Below are 25005 nucleotides of genomic sequence, written 5' to 3' on the forward strand. Positions count from 1 at the left end.
TAAGTTGTCATATCAAACAGCAAGCATTCCGGAACGTTCGGGCTTGCTGTTTTTTTTGATCGCTAAAAGCTCCGGATGAGGATCTTGTCGAAAATTCCGACTTGGTCACGAATTTTTTCCATTCTTGTTGAAAAAAATCAATCGATCGGGCAACCGATATGGTACCATTGATGTATCGACGCTAAGGATGGAGTAAACGGATGGATTCGCTATTGACGACGTACATTACGCTAGTCTGTGTATCCGGTGTGTTCAACGTATTTCTTTGTATTTACGCTTTCTCCAAGAAAAGCGAAATACCGGGGGCGAACACTTTTATCGTATATACGGCGGCTTTGTCGATTTACTGCTTCGGATACGCTTTCGGGTTAGCCGGCGATACGTTATGGCAAGTCAAGCTATGGACGACGGTCGAGTATATCGGTATGCCTTTTTCGGCGCCCCTGGGCTTACTGCTCGTACTGAACTACTTAGGCAGAAAAGTATCGGGAAAGGCCGCTGCGGCCATGTTCGTCATTCCGGCGATCAGCCTGATTATGGTTGCGACCAACGACTATCATCACCTGTTCTACAAATCGATGCAGCTGAGAGAAGGGATGCCGGCTGCGCTCGTCAGGATCGAAATTGGGGAATGGTACATCGTTCACGGTATTTATACGTTCAGCTGTCTGCTTGCCTCTGTCGTGATGCTGCTGCGCCGCTGGAATCAGACGAGGAAGACGTACCGGCTGCAGCTCGCAACCTTGATCTGCGGACAGCTGATTCCGATGACCGCAGCTTTCCTTTATTTGCTGGGTGTCGCGCCGGGCGGCCTCGACCCGGTTCCGATCGTCATGTGTATTACTTCCGCTTTATACATTTGGGCGATGGTGTCGGTTAAAATGCTTACCGTCGTTCCGATCGCCAAGGAAACGATTTTCGAAAGCATGGGGGAAGGCGTTATCGTGCTCGACACCGAGGAACGTCTCATCGACTTCAATCGGGCCGCCTCAATCATGATTCCAACACTTCGTCCGTCCCTGTTCGGGAACACGTTGGACGAGGTTTGGAAGAGGTTGACCGGATCGCCGTTTCCCGTCGTCCGTCATTCGGAAGGCATGTTGGAGGAACTGGCGTGGACGGCGGAAGGTGAGCAGCGATGTTACCAGATTCGCTCCTCGGTCGTCAGGCATCGAAACGGCGACAAGGCAGGCAGCCTGTTTATGCTGATCGACGTAACGGAATTGAAACGTCTTCAGCGGGATTTGGAGCATCTGGCCTACTACGACGGTCTCACCCAAATTTATAATCGCACGCAATTCATTACCAGGAGCCGGGAGATGATGAAGGAATGCCGCGAAACAGGGCTTTCCTTCTCGGTCGTGCTTTTCGATATCGATCATTTCAAAAACGTGAACGACAGCTTCGGCCACGATACGGGCGACAAACTAATCGTACACGTCGTCACCGTTTGCAAGCGTCTGCTCACCGGCGATATGCTTTTCGGCCGTTATGGCGGCGAAGAATTTGTGATTGCTCTCCCGTCCGCTACGCTTCGGGAAGCCGCCGGGCTGGCCGAGCGCTTGCGGGCTGCTTTGGAAGCTGAACCGCTTCCGACGGCTAACGGCCAGATCGTCGTCACCTCCAGCTTCGGCGCGGCACAAGCCACCGATCTTGTCGATACGCTGGAGTCTCTGCTTCACGCCGCCGATGAAGCTCTTTACGTGTCCAAGCGCGGCGGCCGCAATCGAGTCAGCGTGCAGTAAACCTGTTGGTTCTGCTAAAAAAAGCAAGCCGGAGACTTAGCGTCCCCGGCTTGCTTTTTCGTAATTGATTAACGATTATCGACTTTCTCCGGATATAAATCGTGGTTAAGCAGGCGGTGCTCCGCCATTTGCTCGTATTTCGTGCCTGGACGGCCCCAATTGCAGTAGGGATCGATCGAAATGCCGCCTCTAGGCGTAAATTTGCCCCAAACCTCGATATACCGCGGATCCATCAGGGCGATCAAATCGTTCATGATGATGTTCATGCAATCTTCATGAAAGTCCCCGTGATTGCGGAAGCTGAACAAGTACAGTTTAAGCGATTTGCTTTCCACCATGCGTCGATCCGGAATATAAGAGATATATAAAGTTGCGAAGTCGGGCTGTCCGGTCATCGGACAAAGGCTTGTGAATTCCGGACAGTTGAATTTAACGAAATAATCGCGTCCCGGATGCTTATTCTCGAATGATTCCAATATAGCCGGCGAATAGCTAAACCGGTATTCGGTACCTTGGCTGCCTAACTGCGTTACGCCCGTCAATTCTTCCTGCGATCTTCCCGTCATACGTTATTCCGCCTTTCCATTTATACGAAATCTTACCTATTAAACGCCTTTTTTATTTCCCCATAGCCAAGTGTGCAGCTGGGGAAGGACATGGACCTGCTTCAGACGCCGATGCTCCATCGTACGGCCGATCAGCCATTCGTAACGCTCGAGTAAATAAGGCAGCATCATACCCGGATCGGTTTCATGCAGCCGGCCGTTTCCGGCCTGCACATAAAACGGAATATTCGGATACCGTTCATGTATTTCGGCTGCGTACTGCAGGTCGGCATCGTCGAACACGACTACTTTCAAGCTATAATGGCGTGCACGCTCTGCCAGCTTAGCCGCGATCGAATCGAGAACGGTGAAGTCCGTTTTCATGCCCGAGCTTGGCGGCTTCGGCGAGATCGTCAAATCGTCAATGGACCAAAACCAATCCTGCCAGCGGCTGCCTTGCGTCTCGAGAGCCACGCTCAGCCCTTGACGTTTCAAAACCTCGATCAGCTCGCCTAATTGCGGGAGAAGGGCAGGGTTGCCGCCTGAAACGGTGACATGCGCGAATGTATCACCGCCCGTCTGCAACAGTTCATTGTAAATATCCTGTGCGGAAAGCTGACGGATGTCCGACTTCCCGCTGCCGTCCCAGGTGAACGAAGAGTCGCACCATTTGCAGCTGTAGTCGCAGCCTGCGGTGCGGACGAACATCGTTTTCTTCCCGATGACCATCCCTTCCCCTTGGACGGTAGGTCCGAATATTTCGATAACCGGAATGAGCCGGCTTTGTGGTTTTCCGTTAAGCTCAGTCATTGGAAATCACCGCCTTCGGGCGATACAAGCAGTAGCTTGTCGGCGTTTCACGCAAGTATACCTGAAGGCAGCGCGGGCGATTTTCCGTCCGGTCAAGGTAATCCTGTACAATCTCGCATATTGTGCGGGCGACGACTTCCGTCGTCGGAAAACGGTCAGGTCGTTTGTCGCTGAAGCTGACGGTATCCGAGTTGAGAACGGAATGGTCGAACCTATCGTGAATAAGCCGCTTTAGAATGGAAAAATTAACGAGAAAGCCTGCCGAGTCCAGGGTATCGCCTGCGATCGTAATATTGGCGAAGTACGTATGCCCATGCATGTTCCTGCATTTGCCCGCCTCTTCGGCAGGCACATAATGAGCGGCTGCAAACTGCATATCCTTATTGAGCTCATAGCTATAGTGGTGAGGAACGGACGGATACAGCTGATGCAGCATTAGGACAAAACACCTCGAATCCGAACGGCCGAATAGTCGTCAAGCCCTTTTCTCCGCAGCACGCAAGCCGGACACTCGCCGCAGCCGTCCGCCATGATTCCGTTGTAGCAGGTGAGCGTACGTTCCCTGACAAAATCAAAGGCGCCCAAACGGTCCGCCAGCTCCCAGGTTTCTTTTTTGTTCAGCCACATAAGCGGGGTTTCAAGGACGAACGGATAATCCATCGCAAGATTTAACGTGACGTTTAACGATTTGACAAACACGTCCCGGCAATCCGGGTATCCGCTGAAGTCGGTTTCGCAAACGCCGGATACGATGTGCTTCGCGCCGATCTGTTTGCCGAGTACGGCGGCGAAGGTCAGAAAAAGCATGTTCCGGCCGTCTACGAACGTAGTAGGAAGTGCGCCTTCCTGCTGCTCGATGGCGATATCGTTCCGCGTCAAAGCATTGGGTGCCAGCTGCCCGAGCAGCGACATATCGATAATCCTGTGCTTCGCGCGAAGTTCATCGGCGATCGCCGCTGCGCATTCCACTTCAAGCTTATGCCTTTGTCCGTAATCGAAGGTTACGGCTTCCACTTCGACATAACGCTCCAGTGCCCAAAACAGGCATGTCGTGCTGTCCTGTCCGCCGCTGAATACGACGACAGCTTTCGATTGATTCATCTAAGTATCTCCCTCTCTTGTAGAGAAGAACGAGATTCAAGAACGCTCCCTGCTTTAACTAAAGAATCGGCGCGAACCGGATTACCGGTTCGCGCCGAACGCAAAAACGACGATACCATTGCACGGTCATCGCTTTGACTTAGTTTTTTATAGAGGGAGTTCGCGAACCTCTCCCGGTGTGCAGTGCCTAAGTGCAGCGCTCGTCAGCCGGAGTTTCTTCTTTAGTTTTTCTACCGTACTATAGCACAGATGCGGAGTATTGTGAATAGGAGGGTATTGGGGCGGTGTGGTGTCTGATCGTCAGGAGCGGCGGATACGCGTTTTTGTTTAGCGGTTTTTCGTGAATGGTTTGCAGTCATCCTCTAGATGCGGGAGTCAAGTGCCTTGACCGCATATGATCTAAGGTTTGCTGCCCACACATGTCATGAAAGTGCCGTCCACAAACCGATGGCTCTTACGAGGCACAATAGCACCCAACTCTTGCACGAACCGTCCGATTAGTGGAGAAAATCTTATTGTTCATGAGGCTGCCCTCACTGTTTCGCAGGTAATATGCTCGTTCTCGCCCCATAGTGAGGCAAACGCAACGATTCCTTTCGTTTGTCTCACTAATAGTTGTGTTTGCCTCATTAACTCGCCAGAACACGGGTATTTGGCGAGAGATAGTGAGGTTTACCTTATGAACAGTAAACTTTTCCTTACTATTTCTCCAGAACACAAGTCATCAGTGGCATCGAGCATGCATCTTAAGCTTTGAAATATTGTGGGGATTTATGTGGACGACTTATCCGTTATGCAAACAATCTTTCAGGAAAAGGCGGCAGCAAGCCATGGATTATAAGTGGTCAAGCTACAAGCTTGACACGGTCATTACTTTATGGATATTATAGATACGATAAGTCCGCGAAAGAAATGGTATCGCCTTATGGATATCATTCGCGCTTGATAAATGAGTTTTTTGCTTAAATTATAGACATAATGAATCTACAATAGTGGATATGGAAAGGATGAATGTTATGATTTACGATTGCGCCATCATTGGCGGCGGACCCGCCGGGCTGAATGCAGCCCTCGTGCTTGGCATGGCAAGAAGAAATGTCGCTTTAATTGATGATAACCGGCCGAGAAATGCCGTTACGCATGCGTCACACGGCTTCATTACGAGAGACGGCGTTTCGCCGTCCGAGTTTCGCCGGATTGCACACGAAGAAATACGTCGTTATCTTTCCGTCGAGCATGTGCCGGCAGAGATTGTTACGGCACGCCGACTCGATTCCGGGTTTGAGGTGCTTGATTCGTCAGGCGGTCGTATTCTTGCGCGCAAACTGCTTATCGCAACGGGGGTAAAGGAAATATTTCCTGAGATTGAAGGCTTTTATCCGCTATATGGGAAAAGCCTGTTTAATTGTCCTTATTGTGACGGCTGGGAGCTGCGGGATCAGCCTCTTGTCGTCGTGTCCGAGCAGCCGTCCCTTTTTCATACCGCCAAGCTTCTCCTGAATTGGAGCAAGAATTTGGTCGTCTGCACGAATGGCGTCTCATCCCTGACGAGCGAACAAATCATACGGCTTCAATCGAAGGGGATCGTAGTGATGGAGAAGCCTATCGCTTCTTTCGCCGGGAACAACGGACGGCTGGAGGAGGTGCGTTTTACGGATGGGACGGCAGTTCCAAGGGTCGGCGGTTTCGTGACTCCGAAGCTTGTGCAAAGCGCTCCGTTCTTAGATCAGCTGGGCTGTGAAATGACGAAGGCCGGAGGGGTCAGCATTGATGAATCGGGCAGAACCTCGATACCCGGTTTATATGCCGCAGGGGATGCTGCGCAATTCATGCCTTCGCAATTGGTTTATGCAGCGGCCGCAGGGAGCCGTACCGCCGCAGGCGTAAATATGGAGTTGACGGAAGAAGATTTTGAGTAGCTGCGAAAGCATTCGGGAAAGCCGCTCGGGAGCTCTTTCTAGAGGTTGCTGCAAGCGATTTAACTCAACTTCGGAATGGTAGGGGACTTTCTTGAGCATCTTAGCAATTCATAAGAAATGAAACAGGCTTCATTTTGATAAAATAAGCTTGTACACATTTCAATGCCAAGGGAAAGGATGTTTGAAGATGGGCGTAATGAAGCCATACATTATTTCGGAGGATGCGAGGGCGCAAGCCGCTTTTTACACGGAAGCGCTCGGCGGCGAGATCGTGTCGTTAAGCACGCATGGAGATCTTATGGGTGCCCAAAATGAGTTCAAGGACAAAGTCATGCATATGTGTCTGTCCGTTGCCGGCGAAAACTATATTTTTATGGCGGACAGCATGGAGCCGCTTATCCAAGGCAACGGCGTTGCCCTAACGATAGCGTATCATACGGAATCCGAAGCCTATGAAGCATTTTCGAAGCTTGCCGCTGGCGGTAGCGTGGGGCATCCCATCGAAAAGCAGCCGTTCGGCATATATTACGGCGATCTTGTAGATAAATTCGGTATAAAGTGGATGATTACCGCCGAACCTAAAGCGGATCTAGGCTAGAGCGGCACATCGAGACAGACGTGCTGAAAAGGATGTTCATGGGTAAGGATACCATTATATATCCGGCCGCGATTTCAAAAACCGCAAAAGACCGAGTCCCATTGCCTGCTCAAGTACCAATTGAAGGATTTGAACATGAGACCGTCCGGTGAATGTACCGGGCGGTTTTCTTAAAATATAAGAATTTATATGTTTCACCATCAAGTGCTCATATTTCAACGGTAAACGCGCCTGTCCTTAAGGACGGCGAAGCCGTTTATCCTTGTGTTTTGACAAGCATATCCTCCAATCTGGTAGACGCTACGGCTGTCGCTTATACCGGCTGTTTCGCCATCATATCAATAAAGTTCTGAGCAGCTTTGGAGAGCACATGGTGCTTCAACCAGATCAACACGGATGAAGCCGACAGGCTGGTGCCCTCGATTTCGAACGCTTGCACGTTGTAGCCTTTGTGCACCTTCAGAATGGTTTCGGGAACGATGGTCGCGGCGAAATCCGTGGAAACGAGCTCCAGCAGCGTCGCGATGTCCGAGCATTCGCAGATGACGTTCGGCTTCAGCTGTTGCCGCGTAAACGCCTCTACGATCATTTGATAAACGCCCAGTCCTGTCGTGCTCGGCAAGATGAGCTCATAACCGACGATTTGTTCGATCGACACTTTCCTTTGTGAGGCATTGAATTTCCCGGATGTGACAAAATAAAATGGCTCCGTACGCAGATGCATGATCGAAAACTCGCTAAGCTCGAGCGGAAACCGGACGATCGCAAGCTCGATCGCGCGCTCCTTAACCATTTTGCACAGCTGGGCCGATTCATTCTGCTGAATTTTATAAGTGATCCTTGGAAACATCTCCCGAAAGGTACGCAGCAGCTCCGGCAGCCTTTCATCGGAAAGCGTATTGACCCCGATCGCAAGCTGTCCGCTCAGCCCGTTACCCGTTTCCTTCACTTCGATTTGCGACTCTTCCATCAGTTTCACGATGCCGATCGCGCGCTTGTACAAAATATTTCCGGCCTCCGTAATTTCCAGCTGTTTGCCGGTTCGTTCGACGAGCTTGACGCCGAGCTCTTTCTCCAACAAACGAAGCTGCTGGCTGAGCGGCGGCTGTGCGATGTGCAGTCTTCTGGCCGCAGCCGTAATTTGCCGTTCTTCTACGATTGCTATAAAATAACGGAGCTGTCTGATATCCATTCGCTTTAACCCCCCTTCGTCCATATGCAAAACATATGCAATTTCAATTTTATTAATATTTTTCATATACATATCCATTATGGTAGCATACGGTAAGACGGTGTGAAAGGGAAAAGCTGCCTATAGTTCGGTTGAACAGCAGCAATAAGGCCTTCGCGTTCATGAAGCGCTGGGTTGGAATGTAAGGATCTTTAAGAGGAGGAGCTGCAGCATGCATTCGGCTTATTGGTTGATAAACGTCAGGCTGGAGAACGGGCATCTGAAAGAAAACGATACGATCATCGGAACGACTACGGATTTATACTGTATGAAAATCGAAAACGGTAAAATCACGGAAATCGCTCCTGCAAGCGGGAAGCCTCATGAGGTGAAGACCGAAGGAGCCGAATCGGGAGATACGCTGCCTGTAGTTGATGCGCACGGTCTGCTCGCACTGCCGCCTTTCGTGGAGAAGCATTGTCATCTGGACAAAACGCTGCTCGGCGACCAGTGGCGTCCGGTTCGGCCGGCGCCTTCCATATTCGAACGCTTCGATATCGAGAAGCATGCGCTGACGAAGCTGGATACGACGATGAAGAAACGGGCTGAAACGCTGCTTGGCATACTGCTGCAAGCAGGCTCGACGCATGTCCGCACGCATGTCGATATTTACCCGGAAGCAGGTCTTCGTCATCTGGAAGCTGTACGGGAGGCGCTTGCCGTTTTTGAAGGCAAATTGTCATACGAAATCGTCGCTTTTCCGCAGCACGGACTTCTTCGCACGCAAAGCGCCGGACTTGTAAGAGAAGCGCTGCGCAGCGGCTGCGGGTTGGTCGGCGGCGTCGATCCTCACAACGTTGACGGCGACATGGAGAAATCGCTGCAGCAAATGATGGAGCTGGCTGTGGAAGCGGATGCCGATGTCGATTTGCATCTGCACGACGGCGGCCGTATCGGGTTGGATACGATCAAGCGTCTGGCGCAGCTGACGGAGGAAGCCGGCTGGCAGGGACGCGTTTCAGTCAGCCATGCGTTCGCTTTAGGCGATATGGATGGCCGGGAAGCCGATGAAATGGCGCAGCTCTTGGCGGACAATCGCATCACGATCATCACGAGCGTGCCGATCGGCCGTACGATTCCACCTATTCCGTTCCTTCATGCGAATCGGGTTCCGGTTGCGGTAGGCTGCGACAATATCTTCGATTCATGGTCGCCTTTCGGCAACGGAGATATACTCGAACGGGCGGGGCGTCTGGCGGAACGCTTCGGAAGAAGCACCGAGACAGCGCTGGCGGAGACGCTTGGCTTTATAACGGGAGGCGTAACGCCTTTAGATGCGGAAGGACGACAAGCTTGGCCAAAGCCCGGCGTCGATGCAAGCATCGTTTTTGCGGAAGCGAGCTGTTCGGCTGAGGCTGTCGCCAGAAGAGCGAAACGGCCTGCTATCATGAACAAGGGCATGATCGTTTCGGGATCACTGCAGAGAGGATGAGAGGATGAATAACTCGGCTTATTGGTTTGTAAACGTTCGTTTGGAAAGCGGCTACCATTATGAGGACGGCGTTGTTGCCGGAACGGAAACGGAAGTTTGCCATATTCGCGTTGAAAACGGCAAGATCGCGGATATTGTCCCGGCAGCGGCAGGCAGTCTGCCGAACGACGGCCTCCCGCAGCACGATGCAGCCGGTTTGTTAATGCTGCCCGCCTTCAAGGAAATGCATATTCATATCGACAAAACGTACTTTAGCGGGCCATGGAGAGCGGTAAGGCCGGTGTCGTATATTTTCGGCAGAATTGAAGAAGAGAGGGAGCTGCTCCCGAAGCTGCTGCCGTCCGCACAGGAACGGGCGGAGAACATGCTCGGCTTGCTTCTCGGCTTTGGCTCTACCCATGTCCGCACTCATTGCAACATCGATCCGGTGGTCGGCTTGAAAAATCTGGAGGCTACGATGAAGGCGTTAGAGACGTATTCCGGCAAGCTGTCTCATGAGGTAGTCGCCTTCCCTCAGCACGGACTGCTTCGCTCGGATGCGGTCGGGCTGGTGCGCGAAGCGATGCGGCATGGCGCCACTCACGTCGGCGGCGTAGACCCCGCAACGGTAGACGAAAACATCGAGAAATCGCTGCAGACGATTATGGACATCGCCTTTGAAACGAATGCCTGCGTCGATATTCATATTCATGACCGCGGCGAAACCGGGATATCAACCATGCACAGGCTCGCCGAGCTGACGGAGCAAGCCGGCTGGCAGAACAGGGTGACGGTGAGTCACGCATTCGGCTTTGCAGGCGATGCTGCGGCGGCCGCCGAGCTGGCGGAGCGATTCGCGGGTCTTGGCATTTCCATCACCTCGACGGTGCCGTTCGGCAGCTTGATTATGCCTATTCCGATGCTGCGCGGCAAAGGAGTACAAGTCGAGCTCGGAAACGACAGCATCACCGACCACTGGTCGCCTTTCGGCACCGGGGACTGTCTGGAGAAGGCCGGCAAGCTAGCCGAGTTGTACCTGTTCGTCGACGAACGCTCGCTCGCCGAGTCGCTTGGCTTCATTACCGGAGGCGTGACGCCGCTTAACGCCGAGGGCAAACGAGTGTGGCCTTCAGTCGGCCTCGCGGCCGACGCCGTATTTGTGCAAGCAAGCTGCTCTGCAGAGGCGGTAGCGCGGAGAGCGAAACGGAAAGCGGTTTTATTCGGAGGCGCGATCGTTTCGGGGTCATTGACGGAAGGAGCTGCGAACTTACCTTAAAGATGTTAGCCAAGTCAGCGTTTCCGTTATTGTTAATCAATATGTTTCTCGCCATGCTTGGCATGGGGCTTGTCATTCCGATTTTACCCGACCTGCTGAAGGAATTCGGTGCCGGGGGACAAGCGGCAGGGTATTTGGTATCCTGCTTCGGCCTGACCCAGTTTTTATTCTCGCCGATTGCAGGCAAATGGTCGGATCATTACGGGCGTAAGCCGATGATTCTGTTAGGGTTATTCTTGTTCGCCGTCTCGAATATATTGGCGGCCGTTTCCGCCGATTTGACGTTATTATTCGTTTCCCGGCTAATCGGAGGTGCAGGTTCAGCGGCTTTAGTGCCATCCATCATGGCTTATGTAGCCGATATTACATCCGATGAGAAACGCGGCAAGGCGATGTCGTGGCTAGGCGCTTCGATGTCGTCGGGCTTCATCATCGGGCCGGGCGCCGGCGGATTTCTTGCCGAATTCGGCATCAAAGGTCCTTTTTACGCTGCGGCCGCCATCGGCCTACTGGCAATGATATGCAGCATAAAAGTGCTGCCGGAATCGTTATCGCCGCAAGTTCGTTTGATGCATCGGGAATCTAAGATCAAGAAGGAAAATACGATTCGGCAAATCGTGCGCTCGATCAAATCCCGATATTTCATCCTCTTGCTTATTGTTTTCGCGACTACGTTCGGACTCACCCATTTTGAAGCGATCTTTCCTCTCTTCGTTGTTGAGCGCTATGGCTTCAGCACCCGTGAAATCGCCATCCTGATTACGGTTTGCTCCTTTGTCGGGACGTTTAATCAGGTTGTCTTGACCGAACGGTTGACGCGCCGTTTCGGGGAAAAGCGGACGATCAGCTCCATGCTTATGTTATCCGCCGTTTCGCTCGCGTTCTTGTTGTTATCAGGGAATTTTCTTTATGTCATGTTTATCACGATGCTTTTCTTCACGTTTAACAATATTTTGCGACCGACGATAAATACGATGCTGTCCAAGGAGGCAGGAGAGGAACAGGGATTCGTTGCAGGCATGAACAATGCTTATATGAGCCTGGGCAATATTTTCGGACCGGCCCTTGCGGGCATTTTATTCGATATCCATATGAATTTGCCTTATCTGTTCGGCGCGTTCGTGCTGCTTGCCAGCAGCTTCGTGACTGTTGGCCGCTTGGGAGGAAAGAGTCGTCTGCTCAGCATGGAAAGGGAAATGTAAAGCAAAATAAAAAATCAGCCTTGCAGGGCGTGGATCGTAGCGCCTCTGTCATAGCTGATTTTTGTGCGTTTTACAGGCGATAAGTAAAGCGGTTAAGTAAAATATTCGATTTTTGCTTGGGGGAAATGATGATTGATTTGCTCGGAAATAAATGTTTTAAGCGCCGTCGCTTGTTCATCGGGATACACGTATTTGCCTTGCCCCCAGCGCCCCCACTTGTACTTCCGTTTTTCTTCGTCCATTTCGAGCTTTGTTTTGGGATAGCGCTGCTGAATAATGTTTTTTGCCGTTTTGGTGTACCTGTGCTGGATTAGCTCGAACGTTAAATCGGACGTTGAATCATGCGGCAGCGTTTCTTTCAGTTTGTTGACGAGCGCTGCATATCCGTCCTCCCATCCGTCATGCCAAATGATCGGCGCTATGATAAATCCGAGCGGATACCCGGCGCCCGCCACCTTGCCCGCTGCGGCAATCCGCTCGTAAAAGCCGGACGTGCCCGGCTCGAAATGTTTAATCACATAGTCGGCATTGACGCTGAAACGTATGCGGGTATGTTTGTTATGTTTGGCATCCAGCAGCGGCTCCACATGGTGAAATTTCGTTACGAAGCGCAGACGTCCTAACGGCTGCTGACCCATGAATTCGATACATTCCTTCAGCGAACCGGTAATATGCTCAAGACCGACCGGATCGGACGTACAGGCCGCCTCGAACCGGGTAATCTCCGGGGAACGTTCCTCGATATATTGCTTGGCCTGGTCTAATATATCGTCGATGTTCACATACACGCGGACATACGGCTTTGCCCCGAGCGTTGTTTGAAGATAACAATAGTGGCAATGAGCCATACAGCCTGTCGATATGGGAATGGCATATTCGGCGGACGGCTTCGATTGGTCGAACTTTAGCGTTTTGCGTATGCCGACTACAAGCGTTCTTTTGGCTATCCGGTATTTTTCCAGATCGCTTTCACCAGGCAAATTCGTGATGTGGTTATGTGAGGTAGTCATATGGATCGGAAGACCCTGCCGCTTGGCCCATTCATGTATTTTTTGTCCTTTAGGATAGTTCAGCGCGTCCGGTTCAAAATAGACGAGTTCAGGAACGAATACCAGCGTTTCGCGTACCGGGGGAGTCAACAGTTCAGTTGAATTTGACACTTTCCACCTCCATGAAAACGATTATGAACAAGGTGCAAGAGTTCGCTTCAGCCGCATAATAATCGATTGCGAATGTTTCAAATGGCAATCATAATATTCCCCGATGCTATAAATTTGAACCGAATGTAAATTCCGTACGCAAGTTTACAAAAAAATGATAACGTTTTCGTTATGGTCGACAGAATTCGACAGCATTTGCAGAGACGTCCACATACAATCAGATTGCTAGCCAAATATTAGAAAAAAAGTGGGTAGAAAGGAGTGCTTTACATGTCTTGGCGTCGAACGCTTATGGCCGTCGTTCTTGTTCTGGCGCTTGTTCCCAATGCCGCTCTAGCAGCGTCTACGGAGAATAAGGTACTGGATGCGAAAATGATAGACGGAGAAGTATTTGTAAAAGCCAGTTCGGTGAAAGCGGCGTTCGGCGGAATTTCGGGAGAGTACGACGATGAATCGGAATCGTATACGATGACGACCAAAAGTCCGGTTACCTTGGCCGTGGAGAAAACTTCGCCGTCGGTAGTCGCCATCATCGGCAAGCCGAAGGAAGCTTCCTCGAATGCTTCCAAAGAAGATCGATACCAGCTTACACATGGTACCGGCGTTATTCTCAAGGAAGACGGATGGATCGTAACGAACGCCCATGTCGTCAAAGATTTGAAGCAAATTATCGTGGTTACTGCCGACGGCAAACAATTCGCAGCGAAAAATCCGTATTTGGATGAGGAAAGCGATCTGGCTCTCGTCAAAATAACGGCAAAAGGATTACCGACAGCATCGCTTGCGGAAACAGCCGACGTTGAGGTGGGGGAAACGGTCGCCGCAATCGGTACCCCGATATCGTTTGCGTTAAGAAATTCGGTAGCGGTCGGTGTTGTGAGCGGAACGAATCGTTCCATTCAATCCATGTACCGGCTCTTGCAAACCGATGCCGCTATTAATCCGGGTAACAGCGGAGGAGCTCTGGTCAATCTGAAGGGTGAGGTCATCGGCATTAACTCGATGAAATTCGCAGCCGTCGGCGTCGATAATCTAGGCTTCGCCATACCTGCCGATACCGTGCGTTATGTGGTGGACCAGTTCTTTACATATGGGAAAGTGAAACGGCCGTCGCTAGGTTTCGTGGTTGAGGAAAGCTGGGCTGCATTCATTGGACTGCCAACCAAAGAACCGATATATGTGAAACGGGTGGAATCCGGATCCGCTGCGGCAGCGATGGGGATTAAAGAAGGGGATGTCCTCTATTCGATCGATAATCACAGCGTTACCGCGCTTGTCGATTTGAACGAGCTGCTTAAACAATATTTACCCGGTCAGAAGGTCAAGATCGTCATGCAATCGGACGGTGATCTTGTGCAGCGCGAGATAACGCTTGAGGAACATACCAAATAAGAGTGGGGACAACGACTATGACAAAAAAGGTTTGCGCTTTGCTGCTCGTTTTTATGCTTACGATAACGCAGCTTTCCTTCGCTGAAGTAAGCTCCGCAGCAAACGAAGGGATTGATATCCGGCTTCAAATCGATAACGAGCTCGTAACCATTAACGGGCAAGAAACGGTTGTCGAAAAGCCTTATCTGGCGAATGGGTCTACGCTTGTGCCGCTTCGTATTATTACTTCGGCATTCGGAGCTGTACTGGACTGGGACGGTGCTACGCAAACGGTAAAATTGACCTACGGTGAGCAAACGATAAAGGTGACGATAGACAGTGACCAAGCCGACGTCAACGGCGAAGCCTATCAATTGGATACTGCGCCTGAGTTGAAGAACGGAAATACGATGGTGCCGGTCCGTTTCATTTCCGAAAATTTCGGTGCGGTCGTTTCCTTCGATCCCGAAACGCTCAAGATCGGAATTACCGGACAGAAAATAGAAGGGGCAGGTTCGAGCGATACCGACATCGATTCCGATGCAGGCAAAACGCGTATCGGGAACAGCTATTACAGCTGGTCGATCAAATATCCACCCGGCCTGGTTAAGCAAGCGCAAGACTTCAACGAAAGATTTGTCGCATTCAAAGATGCGAAAGATGACTTTGCACTGCTTATCGGAGTCGAAGTCGATCAGGACGAGAATATGACGAAGGACGGCCTGCTTAAATATTTGAGTGGCTTAGTGGAGCAATCTATCTTGGATAAATCTTATGTTGAGGAAGGAACGCAATCGTACGCCAGGGTTATATCCAAAGAAGATAAGACGATTTATGAGTACCGCGCCTATCGGGTGAACGACCGTATTTACCATATGCGCTTATCGACGGAAGAAGAGAAATACAAAAATACGGAGAAACTCAAAAACTACAAAGAGCTGCTGGATAGCTTCAAAACGTCCTTCGACGCGAATGACAAAGCCTTGAAAGATTTATCGACTGTCAAGGATGAAAAGCGTAAGTATACGGATGACGATCTTGGCATTACCCTGCATATTCCGGCTGATTGGGGCAAAATCTCGACGCCCGAGTGGCTCATTTTCTACAATCCTGACGACTCGACAAGCTTGAATATCCGTATGACCTCCGCTAAAGAGGGCGATTCTGCAGATGCGTGGGTGAAGAGAGAAGCTCAGTACTTGGCGCAAGAATATGTTCCAGATGCCATCAAATTCGAACCGGTGAAGGATATTCAAATTGCCGATATGAAGGCAAAATTATTGAAGTATTCGATGAAGCCGGCAGATAAATGGAATACGGTTTACGGCGGTTATGTCATGAAGGGAAAATATAAATTCGAAATCAACGTCAGTTTCACCAAAGGAAAAGACGATCCCTCTCTTGTCGATACGCTGCTGAAGGCAATTGCCTTTAAGGATAATCCGAGCACCGCTCTCGGCAACATTGAAGATCAGCGTGATCATATCGATCGTACGAAGATGTCCGTCAACACGAACAAAAAGAAAAAGTTTTCTATTAGTATTCCGGACTACTGGATTAAAGTTGATGATGCTGACTTGGATTTGAACTACTCCGCAAATGCAGGCTCGGTTTCGGTTAGCACCATTGATGACAGTACATACGAGCAAGTGACAAAACGAGTCGAGACAGTGCTCAATCAATATAAGGACCAGCTCGAGGATTTCACGTTAATCGAATCGGGCGCCGCGACGTTGAACGGATTGACTGGGAAAAAATACGTATACAGCGGAAAAGCAAACAATGTGCCTTATCAAACGACCACCTTTGTCGTCGCCAAAAATGATTTCGTTTATGTGATTGACGTTATTACGCGCAAAGCGATGTCAACGCCGGAAAATCAAAAAATGTTCGCCGACATTATACAATCCTTCAAAGCGTTGGACTAATGTGAGATTGCCGATTGCATGCAAGTATGCGATCGGCTTTTTTTCTTGGTGGAAAGCCCTTAATCGGCTCTTTTTGGCCTTGCAATAAACTTGAAGTGCTTGTTCAAATAAAAGGCAGCCAACATGATGATAAGAACTAATGAAATAATCTGCGAATGAGTCATCAGCATCACGATAAAAAATAGTAGGAGAACGATGCCGCTAGTCCTTAATAGTAGGTTCTTGATCAGGATAATACCCGCTCCGATCCCGATCAATGCATTGATCGTCAAAAAGCTGTTTGCGAAGGCAAGCAAGCTTTCGAGTGTAAAGAGCTCATTTTGTATCATTACCATTACTACAAGATTGCATAATCCTAAAGCTAATACTGACACATAGGGGATGTTCGTTTTTGAACGTTTGGACAGAATGCCAGGCAATGCTTTTTCTTCCGACATCGAAGACATTAATCGAGAAATTCCCCCAATATATAAAAAGTAAGTAGAGCAGCAAAGAAATAACGATAACATGCCTATTATGTAATCGCTCATCTGTCCGAATAAGGAATGGAAGATAACAGAGACCGTTGCGTTTCCGCCCGAAAAAGAGCCTGCATTCGACCATTGAATCGCGGCCGCGACAACGAGATCGACGGCGGAGATCGCCAATATACTTATTACGATCGCTTTGAAAATAGTCTTCTGAGGATTTGCGACCTCCGCACTGTAATTTCCTATAAGCTCCCATCCGAAAATCGCCCAAAATAATATCAATAAAGCGAAGAAGAAGCTTTCCGGGTCAAAGCTTTGATCGATTGTAATCGCTTTGGGCCGATCCGCAAGACTGGTTGCCCCGCCAAGAAACAGCAGGACGGCGGATATCGAGGAGAGGATGAACGATATCTTTCCGAGGAAACGGATTTCAGTTAAAAGGACACAGATGCAGATTGGCAAAAGTATGTAGCTTATCGTCAAAGGCGAAGTTATTTCAAATGGAACCATGTATTCCCCGGCGGTTAGTAAGACGGCTGGAGCACCAAAAACGACCCCGATAATCAGGTAAATAGAAGCCAGACGCTTCGCATGTACGCCAAAAACATGCTCGACGGCATTCGTAACGCCTCCGTCTCCAGGAAATTTGATGCTGATAAAACCGAATATAAAGGCAACGATGAAACTGACGAGTATGATCGTTAGCCAAGCCAAAATCGCCCAATCTCCCGCTATGTTATAAACGAGAGGGGGAAGGATCAATATTCCGGATCCCAAAATCGGGCCGATGATCAATCCGCTTAAGGTTACGGCGTTTAATTTTTTTGTGTGCATGTTCGCGTCGTTCTCCTAATCAGGAAGCTATGCTTTGATCATTATAGTCCGTAAATCTATTTGGTAACACTACAAAAAACATAGGGCTCGTTATCGGTTTTTTCGATAACGAATTGACGGAAGGGCTCTTGAATCTATATAATGCGGGCAAGTAAATAGTGAAGGCGGACATAAAGTATGACATTTCAGCAGATCAAATATTTAGCCGAAGTTGCACGGTGCGGATCCATCAATAAAGCGGCGGAAAACCTCTTCGTCTCCCAATCAAGCATTAGCAGCGCCTTAAAAGAACTGGAAGAGGAAATGCATATAAAGATGTTCATACGAAGCAATCAGGGAGTCGAGATGACGGCAGAGGGACGTCAATTTCTTAGTTATTCGAACTCGCTTTTGGAGCGTAAAGCTTACATTGAAAGCATGTATGCTTCGAATCGCATAGAGCCGGATGCCCGACTTTCGATCTCGACTCAACGATATCCTTTTGCCGTAGATGCTTTCGTTCGTCTGATTAATGAGACCGAATACTCCAGGCTTAACTTCACCATTCGCGAGACAAGCATGGATAATGTAATTGAGGATGTATATACATCCGTCTCGGATGTCGGCGTTCTTTTTACATCCGATCTGACGGAGAAGGTGATCAGGCGCGTCCTGGATATGCGAAAAATCGAATTTCATCTCATAAAAAAAATTCAACCCTGCGTATACGTACGCAAAGGTCATCCATTGGCGCTAAAAAAATCCGTCAAAGCAAAGGATTTGAGGGACTATATGTTTATGACTTTCGAGCATAATCAAGGATCTCCGGTAGATTTCTCGGAAGAGTTCATTTTCATCCGGGAGCAGCCGCCGAGCAGGACGATTACCGTAAACGACAGAGCTACTGCTGTCAACATCGTATGCCATACGGATGCGGTTACAACGGGAAGCGGACTTATTTTGGAGGCGTTTATGGATCACAGAATTACGTCTGTACCGCTGGAAGATGTTGGGGACAAAATGAGGCTGGGGTGGATTAAGCTGAAAAATCGAACGCTGAGTCAAGAATCGTTACTGTTTATCGAGAAGCTAAAAGAATCGATCGAAACGGCAATCGCTTGTACGGAAACGATCAGACAAAATCATCTTTCGAAAGGAATCTAAGATGCGCAGCATGGAAAGTAACGATTTGGAAATATACCGTGTCGGACATCAGGATGTGGAACGGATTCGGGAGCTGATGGATGAGGTCATTTCCCGGCTGCCTGCCCAAGAGCTTTTTGCGATGGATGATGAAGCTTATTTTCACGAGCACATTGAAGAAAAAGGTGAAATATTCGGGGCCTTCCATGACGGGGAGCTCGTGGCATATTCGGTATTGGCGTTTCCAGGGATAAGCGAAAAAAATCTCGGAAGAGAATTCGGAGTGCCGGAGCATGAATTGCCGTATGTAGCGGTTTTGGATTCGACGGTCGTTCATGAATCCGTTCGCGGCCGGGGCTTGCAACGACAGTTTCATGAGCTGCGCGAAAAAAGCGCGCGAGAGAAAGGTTTTTTATACCTATATTCAACCGCCCATCCCGATAATGTTCCGAGTATTATTAATTTGGAAGCCGCAGGGTTTATCCGTCAATTTACTCGTCCGATGTACGGTGGGAAAATCAGGCATTGTTATTCGAAACGAATATTGCCGTAATAGCACTCCAAATGACGGATAAATGAATTCAACATTCGTTACTGGGAAAGGAGCTCATTCAAATGAATCAATCAGAGAAACCGGAAATAGATACAGCGCTAGTGAAGCGATTGATCGCCGAACAATTTCCGGAGTGGGCGGGATTTTCATTCAGACCAGTCGATTCGGCAGGAACGGATAACGCGATATTTCGGCTCGGCGAGGACATGGCCATACGATTGCCGCGCGTCGATTGGGCTGTCGGACAGGTTGAGAAAGAGCAGCAATGGCTGCCGATGCTTGCTCCGAAGCTGCCGCTTGCTATTCCGGAACCGCTTGCGATGGGAATGCCCGCCGAGGGCTACCCTTGGAAATGGTCCGTGTATCGGTGGCTCGAAGGCGAGAACGCCATTACCGGGCAAATCGATAATCCGCATGAGGCAGCGATCGCTTTAGCCCGTTTCATAAGTTCCATGCAGCGAATCGATCCCGCCGGCGGTCCGGCTCCGGGGCCGCATAACTCCGGCCGCGGGGTACCCTTAGCGGAGCGGGACTTACCCGTTAGGAACGCGATCGAAGCCTTAACCGACATGCTCGATACCGAAACGGCTGCTTACGCATGGGAAGCGGCGCTGCATGCGCCTGTTTGGACGGGCCAAGGCGTTTGGCTCCACGGCGATTTCCATCCGGGGAACCTACTCGTTGCTCGCGGACAATTAAGCGCCGTCATCGATTTCGGTACGCTTGGCGTAGGCGACCCGGCATGCGACTTGATGGTCGCGTGGACCTTCTTGACGCCCGAAAGCCGTCATACATTTCGGACGGAGCTACAGGCCGACGACGCCGCTTGGGCACGGGGCCGCGGATGGGCGCTCTCCTTTGGGCTTATCGCCTATGCGTACTACCTGAATACGAACCCCGTACTAGCCGCAATATCCCGTCGCACGATCGATGAAGTTATTATCGAGTACAAATACGGATTGTGACAGAGAGTAAGGAGATATCCGCAGGGACATAAAATAGACGGAGATTTTGAAACTTCTGAAGCGCGAGTTACGTCTGTCATGTCAAAGGAGTTGAGAGGTATGAGAAAACAAAGAGGGTTTCTTTATCTCGTATTGCTTTGCATCATGACGATTTTGGCATCATGCGGCAGCCAAGGAGGGGGCTCTTCAGCAACCTCCGAACCGACCCGTCAGCCGGAACAGGAACAGAAGCCGCAAGCAGTCAAAGTTTTTGATAAAGGGACAATTATACGGAAGGAGGGGAATCGCTTGTTGGTCACAGCGTATGCTGCGAAAAACGGCGCCCCCTCTATCGATGCTTTTTGGCTCACGGTGAACGAACAGACGGTGCTGCAGCATGCAAGCGGTCAATCCGTAACATCCGAGAAATTGACGGTAGGCACACAAGTGGAAGCATGGCATGTCGGTACAGTCGATACTTCGTACCCTGCACAGAGCGGCGCAGCCAAGATCATAGTTCAAGACGACGCGCAGAGAGTGCCTGAAGGAATGATCGGCCAATCGGAAGCCATCAAAGCCGCTCTTCAAGACCTAACCGGGCAAACCGCCGCACGCGCCCTCAAAAACGTCTCTTTGCAAGCAGAGGACGGATTTTGGAAAATCGAGCTCGTCCAATATGAAGCGATCGATCAGCCGCAAATCTTACGGGTCGATGCCCGCACCGGCAAAATGATACCGGTACCCGTAGCGGAAAACGATGCCTTCCGCGTGTATTCGCCGGTTCCCGGCACGAAAGTGAACGCAACCTTCACGGTCGAGGGAGAAGCGCGTGTATTCGAGGCCGCCTTCAGCTGGACGTTGGAAGACGGGCACAACATATTGGCGGAAGGTCATCAGATGGCTGAAGAAGGAGCCCCGGCATGGGGGCGTTTCCGCTTCGATGTCAGCTACAAGAACGCTTCACAGGCCAATATCATGCTGATTCTGTACGTTCATAGCGCCAAAGACGGGAAAGCCGAGAAACAGCTGGTTATCCCTTTGAAAGTTCCGGAGGAGCAAATCAAATATATCACGGAGTGAAAGGGAAGCGGCCAATAGCCTTATTAACTTTAGGCTGGAGAAGGAGTAGCTTTCGGTTCCCGGCCGCCGACGATTGTATTTTTCGAGGGTGCGGACGATGCTTATACTTGCCAAATAAGTTCGCGTTTTAGCTATCTTGGCGGCAGGAAACCGATCGGATTTTTGGGCAGCAATGGGTCTTTTCGCTCAACTGCCATAAGAAGAAAGCTGATTTGGGAAACATGCTGAACGAGGTTCACTTGAGAACCGTCTTCCAGCTTGCCGGAAAAAACGATCAAGCTCGGGTCGCTGTACCCGACATGCGTAACATGGAACGTAACGGCTTGTCCGAATGAAACCAATCGCATGCCGACTTGATGCGTCTGCTCCAGCTTTTCGTCAAAATCGTGAATCATTTGTACGATTCGTTTGAAAAATTCGCTCGCCAAATTATCGTCAGGCGTATTGATGGAAAGGGACATCGGTTTCACTTCAGGTAATTGGTTCTTGGCCACTTTGGATCACCCCTTTCTCCTAAGATTCGACATCAACTTACAAACTCCCTGCTTGCCGCGAGAGTTTACTTAAGGAAAGGGCGTAGGGATAAAATGGTATTAGGAGCAAATAAGGAGAGCGTACAGAAAATAGCGGCAGGTTTATTAAAGCATGGTGTCACACGATAGGGGGATGAACGTAAATCAAGACGGGAGCGTCCGGCGGATGCAAGGGGGCTTGAAAACCGCTATCCTTATCGAAGCGGCACTCGTATAATTAAAGAGGACAAGCTTTTCGACCAACATGGGGAGGAATCAAACCTAAATGTATGAGCATCTGGTATCGTTTCGATTCAATTCACCTTTACCATCAGAGAAAGAGCGGGAGCTGCTGGCTGCGCTGCATGCGTTCAAAGGTCAAATTCCCGGGATCGTGGAGTTGACGGCTGGAATGAATATGACGGAAGAGACCGGCAATATTCACGGGTATACGCTTGGATTGCGCGTCACGTTCGAAGACAGGGAAGCGCTGCGGCAATATGGCCCTCATCCGGTTCATCAACAGTTCGTGAAAATGCTGGACGGGATTTTGGACAACGTCGTCGTCGTGGATTACCCTGTGAACAGGTAGGCCTTGCCGCCGGAAGAAAACTTGCAGCAAGCCGAGTTCCGGATGTTCCGGTTCCCGGTTTGCTGCGGGGTTCAACGAACGCTTATGGGAAGTCCAAATCATCGTCGATTTTTCGAAATACGTTCAATACTTTTTCCGGGAAACGCCGGTCCAGGTCCGCCCAAGTCTCCTTAGGCAAAATCATAAATACATGCGTATCCGACATGTAGGACGACTCGAACAACCTCAATTCATACCGCTCGCGTACGATTGACTGGAACCCTCTGACCGTTATGTAACGATCCTTCGGCGAGAAGCTCAGCTTGATAACGAAATTCTCGCCGTCGTAGGAAACATTCAACCCCTCCTCAGTATTTTCAACATCCACTTCTTGAGGAATGACACGTCCGAACTGGCTGACGATATCTTCGTCATAATCCCGCCAATCCACTGCTACTCCATACACGTTCACAAAAGCTTCTACGATCATATCCTCGAAATTCTCATCCGACGAAGCTTTCAGTTCCTCTTCGGAAATCAAGCGGCGTTTAAGCTTTTCCTTATGCTCACTTAAAAAATGGTCCAGCAGGACGTTATTTCTTTCGAACAGTAACGACATTTCCATTTCGGTCGGCATCGGCATTTTTCAGGCTCCTCTCCAAACAATGATGTCAAGCGCACATTACGGATTCCATAATCTGCACATCTTTCGATAACCCATCCACTTTCTTGGGTATTTCCCTAGTTTTACATGTTTGTCCGAATTTGTAATCCGACTAAAAGCTTATTTTTCATGCCGGATGCATACGGGAATAATTTTTACCGATACAACATATTGGCCGGTCATCGGGATTATATTTAATACTAACAAAATATATAGGATCCATTCATATTGTAAAAAAACGCGGCTCATTCTCTGAAGAAAGGAGTCCGTATCGAGAAGGAAAGGAAGGCGTACGGCCGGTTAAAAGCGTTTACATGCCGGCTGCCGATGTACAGTTTGTAAATGCGCTTATCCATGCAATTGGCGTGCAGCTTGTGGAGCAAGTGAATGGAACGAGGAACCAAATCTTGATATGGGGAGGCATTCATCACATGACAGCGGATAAGATTTTATTGACGGATGATCAAATGGCGGATTTTATTGCCAACGGATATTTGAAGCTAAACACCGATTTTTCTGCCGAATTCCATCAGACCGTTATGCAAAAATTGAACGAGGTTTACAAGGATGAAGGGAACCCCGGCAATAATCTGCTGCCGCGGATTCCGGAAATCGGACGTTTCTTCGAACACCCCGTCGTATCGGGAGCTTTAACCAGTATACTCGGGCCGGATTACATCATGAGCGCGCATCGGCATGGTCATCTGACCAAGTCGGGAGCCGGGCAGGTCGGATGGCATAAGGACAATTATTGGCTTAACGAAAAAATACGGAATCATCATCCGTGGTCCGTCATCATTTTTTATTACACGCAGGATGTTACCGAGGTTATGGGACCTTCGGCACTGATGCCCGGAACCCAGAACTATTATTTGAAGCCGGGGGATGCTGCAACTACGAAGAAGGTGACAGGCAAAGCCGGCAGCATGGCGCTGATCGCATATGACCTATGGCATACGGCAACCCACAATCAATCGGATATTGACCGGTATATGCTGAAGTTTCAGTTTTTTCGGATGGATGCGCCTAAATCCCCGACCTGGAACAACAAAAGCAGCATGTTTATTTCCCCCGGCACACTTCAGCATGGGAACGAACATCGCTTGATGTGGGAGCATGAATGGAACTGGTTGTCAGGGAAAACGAACGGCATAGAGACGGAAGAAAGCACGCTGCCGGAAGAGGCGGTGCAAGAGCAGGAACGAATCCGTCAGTTGGCCGATACGCTCGAAGGGGAGAATGAAATCCAATCGTTAAACGCCGCTTACGAATTAGCCGCGATCGGAAACGCTGCGATTCCCGCCTTGGTGGAAGCCGTACATTCCCCGGTGCATTCGGTGGCATGCAATGCCGCTCACGGCTTGATCGTGATTGGAGAGGACTCCGTCCCTCCGTTAATCGAAGCCTTGCAATCCGAAACCGTTCATGATCAAACGCACGGCTATATTGCATTTGCACTGGGAGAACTCGGCGAAGCGGCCGGAGGGGCGGTTCCGGCCCTTACTGCGTTATTACATGACAAAACCACCTTCGTCCGTCAGCATGCCGTGGAAGCATTGGGGTTAATACGGAATCCTGCTTCCTTGGTTGTTCCGGCTTTATGTGAAGCGCTGTTGAACGATCCGGACAACTTCACGCGATTTACAGCTGCGCTTGCTCTGGCAAGAGTCGGCAAGGATGCGGCTGCAGCCGTTCACTCGCTGGAGAAAGCTTTAAACGACCCGTATCGTTATGTGCCTGGAGCAGCCTCCGAAGCGCTGGCCCGAATCAGAACGGACGAAGCCTTGGACGTGTTGCTTCCCTATTTGCAGAAAGCCCGCTGGTGTCCGGTAACCACGAGCAGAAACACATACTGAACCCGCTTCGTAACAACCATCAGGCGACAGTCCCTGATGGTTGTTTTAAGTTTATCGGAAAATAAATCGCGGGAAGCGTAGTGGGAAAACCTGAACCCTTGG

At 50.0% G+C, this 25005-nt stretch carries 23 protein-coding genes and 1 riboswitch; of the genes, 14 read left to right on the plus strand and 9 right to left on the minus strand.

The annotated features are described in order from the left end of the window. The first annotated feature begins 200 nt into the window (after nucleotides 1-200). Nucleotides 201-1745 carry a histidine kinase N-terminal 7TM domain-containing diguanylate cyclase gene (locus DQG23_RS02940; RefSeq protein WP_113029276.1) on the plus strand — a complete coding sequence of 515 codons (1545 nt, stop codon included), beginning with the start codon at nucleotides 201-203 and terminating at the stop codon, nucleotides 1743-1745. Between the two features lie 68 nt (nucleotides 1746-1813). Here DQG23_RS02940 and queF read toward each other — a convergent pair whose 3' ends face one another. Genes queF through queC form a run of 4 tightly spaced genes read right to left on the minus strand, consistent with a single transcriptional unit; the run spans nucleotide 1814 to nucleotide 4201 of the window. Continuing rightward, nucleotides 1814-2311: a preQ(1) synthase gene (gene queF, locus DQG23_RS02945; RefSeq protein WP_113029277.1), complete on the minus strand. Its 498-nt coding sequence runs from the start codon at nucleotides 2309-2311 to the stop codon at nucleotides 1814-1816. A 39-nt stretch (nucleotides 2312-2350) separates the two neighbouring features. Beyond that, on the minus strand, nucleotides 2351-3100 hold the full coding sequence (queE, locus tag DQG23_RS02950) for a 7-carboxy-7-deazaguanine synthase QueE (protein WP_113029278.1): 750 nt from the start codon (nucleotides 3098-3100) through the stop codon (nucleotides 2351-2353). Continuing rightward, nucleotides 3093-3536 carry a 6-pyruvoyl trahydropterin synthase family protein gene (locus DQG23_RS02955; protein WP_113029279.1) on the minus strand — a complete coding sequence of 148 codons (444 nt, stop codon included), beginning with the start codon at nucleotides 3534-3536 and terminating at the stop codon, nucleotides 3093-3095. The genes queE and DQG23_RS02955 overlap by 8 nt, the downstream gene beginning before the upstream one ends. Beyond that, nucleotides 3536-4201 carry a 7-cyano-7-deazaguanine synthase QueC gene (gene queC / locus DQG23_RS02960; protein WP_113029280.1) on the minus strand — a complete coding sequence of 222 codons (666 nt, stop codon included), beginning with the start codon at nucleotides 4199-4201 and terminating at the stop codon, nucleotides 3536-3538. Before queC ends, DQG23_RS02955 begins: the two co-directional genes overlap by 1 nt. Nucleotides 4202-4334: 133 nt before the next feature. Beyond that, nucleotides 4335-4378, minus strand: a riboswitch (PreQ1 riboswitch). A gap of 839 nt (nucleotides 4379-5217) precedes the next feature. On the opposite strand from queC, the gene DQG23_RS02965 reads away from it, so the two are divergent. Both DQG23_RS02965 and DQG23_RS02970 read left to right on the plus strand, forming a co-directional pair. Next, complete coding sequence (locus tag DQG23_RS02965; protein WP_113029281.1) at nucleotides 5218-6120, plus strand: NAD(P)/FAD-dependent oxidoreductase; 903 nt, start codon at nucleotides 5218-5220, stop codon at nucleotides 6118-6120. Between the two features lie 187 nt (nucleotides 6121-6307). Further along, nucleotides 6308-6718, plus strand: coding sequence for a VOC family protein (locus DQG23_RS02970; RefSeq protein ID WP_113029282.1), 411 nt, complete (start codon nucleotides 6308-6310; stop codon nucleotides 6716-6718). Between the two features lie 313 nt (nucleotides 6719-7031). On the opposite strand, the gene DQG23_RS02975 is transcribed toward DQG23_RS02970, so the two are convergent. Next, a complete protein-coding gene (locus DQG23_RS02975) occupies nucleotides 7032-7910 on the minus strand; it encodes a LysR family transcriptional regulator (RefSeq protein ID WP_113029283.1) in 879 nt (292 codons plus the stop codon). A 211-nt stretch (nucleotides 7911-8121) separates the two neighbouring features. Between DQG23_RS02975 and DQG23_RS02980 the strand changes: the two genes are divergently transcribed. Genes DQG23_RS02980 through DQG23_RS02990 form a run of 3 tightly spaced genes read left to right on the plus strand, consistent with a single transcriptional unit; the run spans nucleotide 8122 to nucleotide 11838 of the window. After that, on the plus strand, nucleotides 8122-9381 hold the full coding sequence (locus tag DQG23_RS02980) for an amidohydrolase (RefSeq protein ID WP_113029284.1): 1260 nt from the start codon (nucleotides 8122-8124) through the stop codon (nucleotides 9379-9381). Nucleotides 9382-9385: 4 nt separating this feature from the next. Beyond that, nucleotides 9386-10636: an amidohydrolase gene (locus DQG23_RS02985; RefSeq protein WP_113029285.1), complete on the plus strand. Its 1251-nt coding sequence runs from the start codon at nucleotides 9386-9388 to the stop codon at nucleotides 10634-10636. A gap of 2 nt (nucleotides 10637-10638) precedes the next feature. After that, nucleotides 10639-11838, plus strand: a complete 1200-nt coding sequence (locus DQG23_RS02990; protein ID WP_113029286.1) for an MFS transporter — start codon at nucleotides 10639-10641, stop codon at nucleotides 11836-11838. Nucleotides 11839-11930: 92 nt separating this feature from the next. On the opposite strand, the gene splB is transcribed toward DQG23_RS02990, so the two are convergent. Beyond that, nucleotides 11931-12998, minus strand: coding sequence for a spore photoproduct lyase (gene splB / locus DQG23_RS02995; protein WP_113029287.1), 1068 nt, complete (start codon nucleotides 12996-12998; stop codon nucleotides 11931-11933). Nucleotides 12999-13268: 270 nt separating this feature from the next. Here splB and DQG23_RS03000 point away from each other — a divergent pair, with 270 nt between their 5' ends. Then, complete coding sequence (locus DQG23_RS03000; protein WP_113029288.1) at nucleotides 13269-14390, plus strand: S1C family serine protease; 1122 nt, start codon at nucleotides 13269-13271, stop codon at nucleotides 14388-14390. A 17-nt stretch (nucleotides 14391-14407) separates the two neighbouring features. Continuing rightward, nucleotides 14408-16297: a copper amine oxidase N-terminal domain-containing protein gene (locus DQG23_RS03005; RefSeq protein ID WP_113029289.1), complete on the plus strand. Its 1890-nt coding sequence runs from the start codon at nucleotides 14408-14410 to the stop codon at nucleotides 16295-16297. Nucleotides 16298-16356: 59 nt separating this feature from the next. Here the strand turns inward: DQG23_RS03005 and DQG23_RS03010 are convergent, their stop codons facing one another. Further along, the gene (locus tag DQG23_RS03010; RefSeq protein WP_113029290.1) at nucleotides 16357-17601 is read right to left on the minus strand and encodes an APC family permease; all 1245 of its coding nucleotides are present in this window, start codon (nucleotides 17599-17601) and stop codon (nucleotides 16357-16359) included. Nucleotides 17602-17778: 177 nt separating this feature from the next. Here DQG23_RS03010 and DQG23_RS03015 point away from each other — a divergent pair, with 177 nt between their 5' ends. From DQG23_RS03015 to DQG23_RS03030, 4 genes are all read left to right on the plus strand, one after another. Then, nucleotides 17779-18744: a LysR family transcriptional regulator gene (locus DQG23_RS03015; RefSeq protein ID WP_113029291.1), complete on the plus strand. Its 966-nt coding sequence runs from the start codon at nucleotides 17779-17781 to the stop codon at nucleotides 18742-18744. Nucleotides 18745-18754: 10 nt separating this feature from the next. After that, nucleotides 18755-19276 (plus strand): GNAT family N-acetyltransferase, encoded by a 522-nt coding sequence (locus tag DQG23_RS03020; RefSeq protein ID WP_238177718.1) that lies wholly within the window; start codon nucleotides 18755-18757, stop codon nucleotides 19274-19276. 62 nt (nucleotides 19277-19338) lie between these two features. Then, nucleotides 19339-20241, plus strand: coding sequence for an aminoglycoside phosphotransferase family protein (locus tag DQG23_RS03025; protein WP_113029293.1), 903 nt, complete (start codon nucleotides 19339-19341; stop codon nucleotides 20239-20241). Between the two features lie 99 nt (nucleotides 20242-20340). Next, nucleotides 20341-21300 (plus strand): Gmad2 immunoglobulin-like domain-containing protein, encoded by a 960-nt coding sequence (locus tag DQG23_RS03030; RefSeq protein WP_158560270.1) that lies wholly within the window; start codon nucleotides 20341-20343, stop codon nucleotides 21298-21300. 131 nt (nucleotides 21301-21431) lie between these two features. On the opposite strand, the gene DQG23_RS03035 is transcribed toward DQG23_RS03030, so the two are convergent. Continuing rightward, nucleotides 21432-21794, minus strand: a complete 363-nt coding sequence (locus DQG23_RS03035; protein WP_202865851.1) for a DUF6173 family protein — start codon at nucleotides 21792-21794, stop codon at nucleotides 21432-21434. 304 nt (nucleotides 21795-22098) lie between these two features. On the opposite strand from DQG23_RS03035, the gene DQG23_RS03040 reads away from it, so the two are divergent. Continuing rightward, nucleotides 22099-22404: a Dabb family protein gene (locus tag DQG23_RS03040; protein WP_113029295.1), complete on the plus strand. Its 306-nt coding sequence runs from the start codon at nucleotides 22099-22101 to the stop codon at nucleotides 22402-22404. Nucleotides 22405-22486: 82 nt separating this feature from the next. Here DQG23_RS03040 and DQG23_RS03045 read toward each other — a convergent pair whose 3' ends face one another. Beyond that, a complete protein-coding gene (locus DQG23_RS03045; protein WP_113029296.1) occupies nucleotides 22487-23026 on the minus strand; it encodes a hypothetical protein in 540 nt (179 codons plus the stop codon). 452 nt (nucleotides 23027-23478) lie between these two features. Here DQG23_RS03045 and DQG23_RS03050 point away from each other — a divergent pair, with 452 nt between their 5' ends. Further along, nucleotides 23479-24903, plus strand: coding sequence for a HEAT repeat domain-containing protein (locus tag DQG23_RS03050; RefSeq protein ID WP_158560271.1), 1425 nt, complete (start codon nucleotides 23479-23481; stop codon nucleotides 24901-24903). Nucleotides 24904-25005 lie beyond the last annotated feature (102 nt).

This window comes from Paenibacillus contaminans (genome assembly GCF_003285015.1).
Lineage (GTDB): Bacteria > Bacillota > Bacilli > Paenibacillales > NBRC-103111 > Paenibacillus_V > Paenibacillus_V contaminans.

Coding starts and splice junctions, on each gene's coding strand:
- DQG23_RS02940 (WP_113029276.1), top strand. CDS start 201: ATGGATTCGCTATTGACGACGTACATTACGCTAGTCTGTGTATCCGGT.
- queF (WP_113029277.1), bottom strand. CDS start 2,311: ATGACGGGAAGATCGCAGGAAGAATTGACGGGCGTAACGCAGTTAGGC.
- queE (WP_113029278.1), bottom strand. CDS start 3,100: ATGACTGAGCTTAACGGAAAACCACAAAGCCGGCTCATTCCGGTTATC.
- DQG23_RS02955 (WP_113029279.1), bottom strand. CDS start 3,536: ATGCTGCATCAGCTGTATCCGTCCGTTCCTCACCACTATAGCTATGAG.
- queC (WP_113029280.1), bottom strand. CDS start 4,201: ATGAATCAATCGAAAGCTGTCGTCGTATTCAGCGGCGGACAGGACAGC.
- DQG23_RS02965 (WP_113029281.1), top strand. CDS start 5,218: ATGATTTACGATTGCGCCATCATTGGCGGCGGACCCGCCGGGCTGAAT.
- DQG23_RS02970 (WP_113029282.1), top strand. CDS start 6,308: ATGGGCGTAATGAAGCCATACATTATTTCGGAGGATGCGAGGGCGCAA.
- DQG23_RS02975 (WP_113029283.1), bottom strand. CDS start 7,910: ATGGATATCAGACAGCTCCGTTATTTTATAGCAATCGTAGAAGAACGG.
- DQG23_RS02980 (WP_113029284.1), top strand. CDS start 8,122: ATGCATTCGGCTTATTGGTTGATAAACGTCAGGCTGGAGAACGGGCAT.
- DQG23_RS02985 (WP_113029285.1), top strand. CDS start 9,386: ATGAATAACTCGGCTTATTGGTTTGTAAACGTTCGTTTGGAAAGCGGC.
- DQG23_RS02990 (WP_113029286.1), top strand. CDS start 10,639: ATGTTAGCCAAGTCAGCGTTTCCGTTATTGTTAATCAATATGTTTCTC.
- DQG23_RS03000 (WP_113029288.1), top strand. CDS start 13,269: ATGTCTTGGCGTCGAACGCTTATGGCCGTCGTTCTTGTTCTGGCGCTT.
- DQG23_RS03005 (WP_113029289.1), top strand. CDS start 14,408: ATGACAAAAAAGGTTTGCGCTTTGCTGCTCGTTTTTATGCTTACGATA.
- DQG23_RS03010 (WP_113029290.1), bottom strand. CDS start 17,601: ATGCACACAAAAAAATTAAACGCCGTAACCTTAAGCGGATTGATCATC.
- DQG23_RS03015 (WP_113029291.1), top strand. CDS start 17,779: ATGACATTTCAGCAGATCAAATATTTAGCCGAAGTTGCACGGTGCGGA.
- DQG23_RS03020 (WP_238177718.1), top strand. CDS start 18,755: ATGGAAAGTAACGATTTGGAAATATACCGTGTCGGACATCAGGATGTG.
- DQG23_RS03025 (WP_113029293.1), top strand. CDS start 19,339: ATGAATCAATCAGAGAAACCGGAAATAGATACAGCGCTAGTGAAGCGA.
- DQG23_RS03030 (WP_158560270.1), top strand. CDS start 20,341: ATGAGAAAACAAAGAGGGTTTCTTTATCTCGTATTGCTTTGCATCATG.
- DQG23_RS03040 (WP_113029295.1), top strand. CDS start 22,099: ATGTATGAGCATCTGGTATCGTTTCGATTCAATTCACCTTTACCATCA.
- DQG23_RS03045 (WP_113029296.1), bottom strand. CDS start 23,026: ATGCCGATGCCGACCGAAATGGAAATGTCGTTACTGTTCGAAAGAAAT.
- DQG23_RS03050 (WP_158560271.1), top strand. CDS start 23,479: ATGACAGCGGATAAGATTTTATTGACGGATGATCAAATGGCGGATTTT.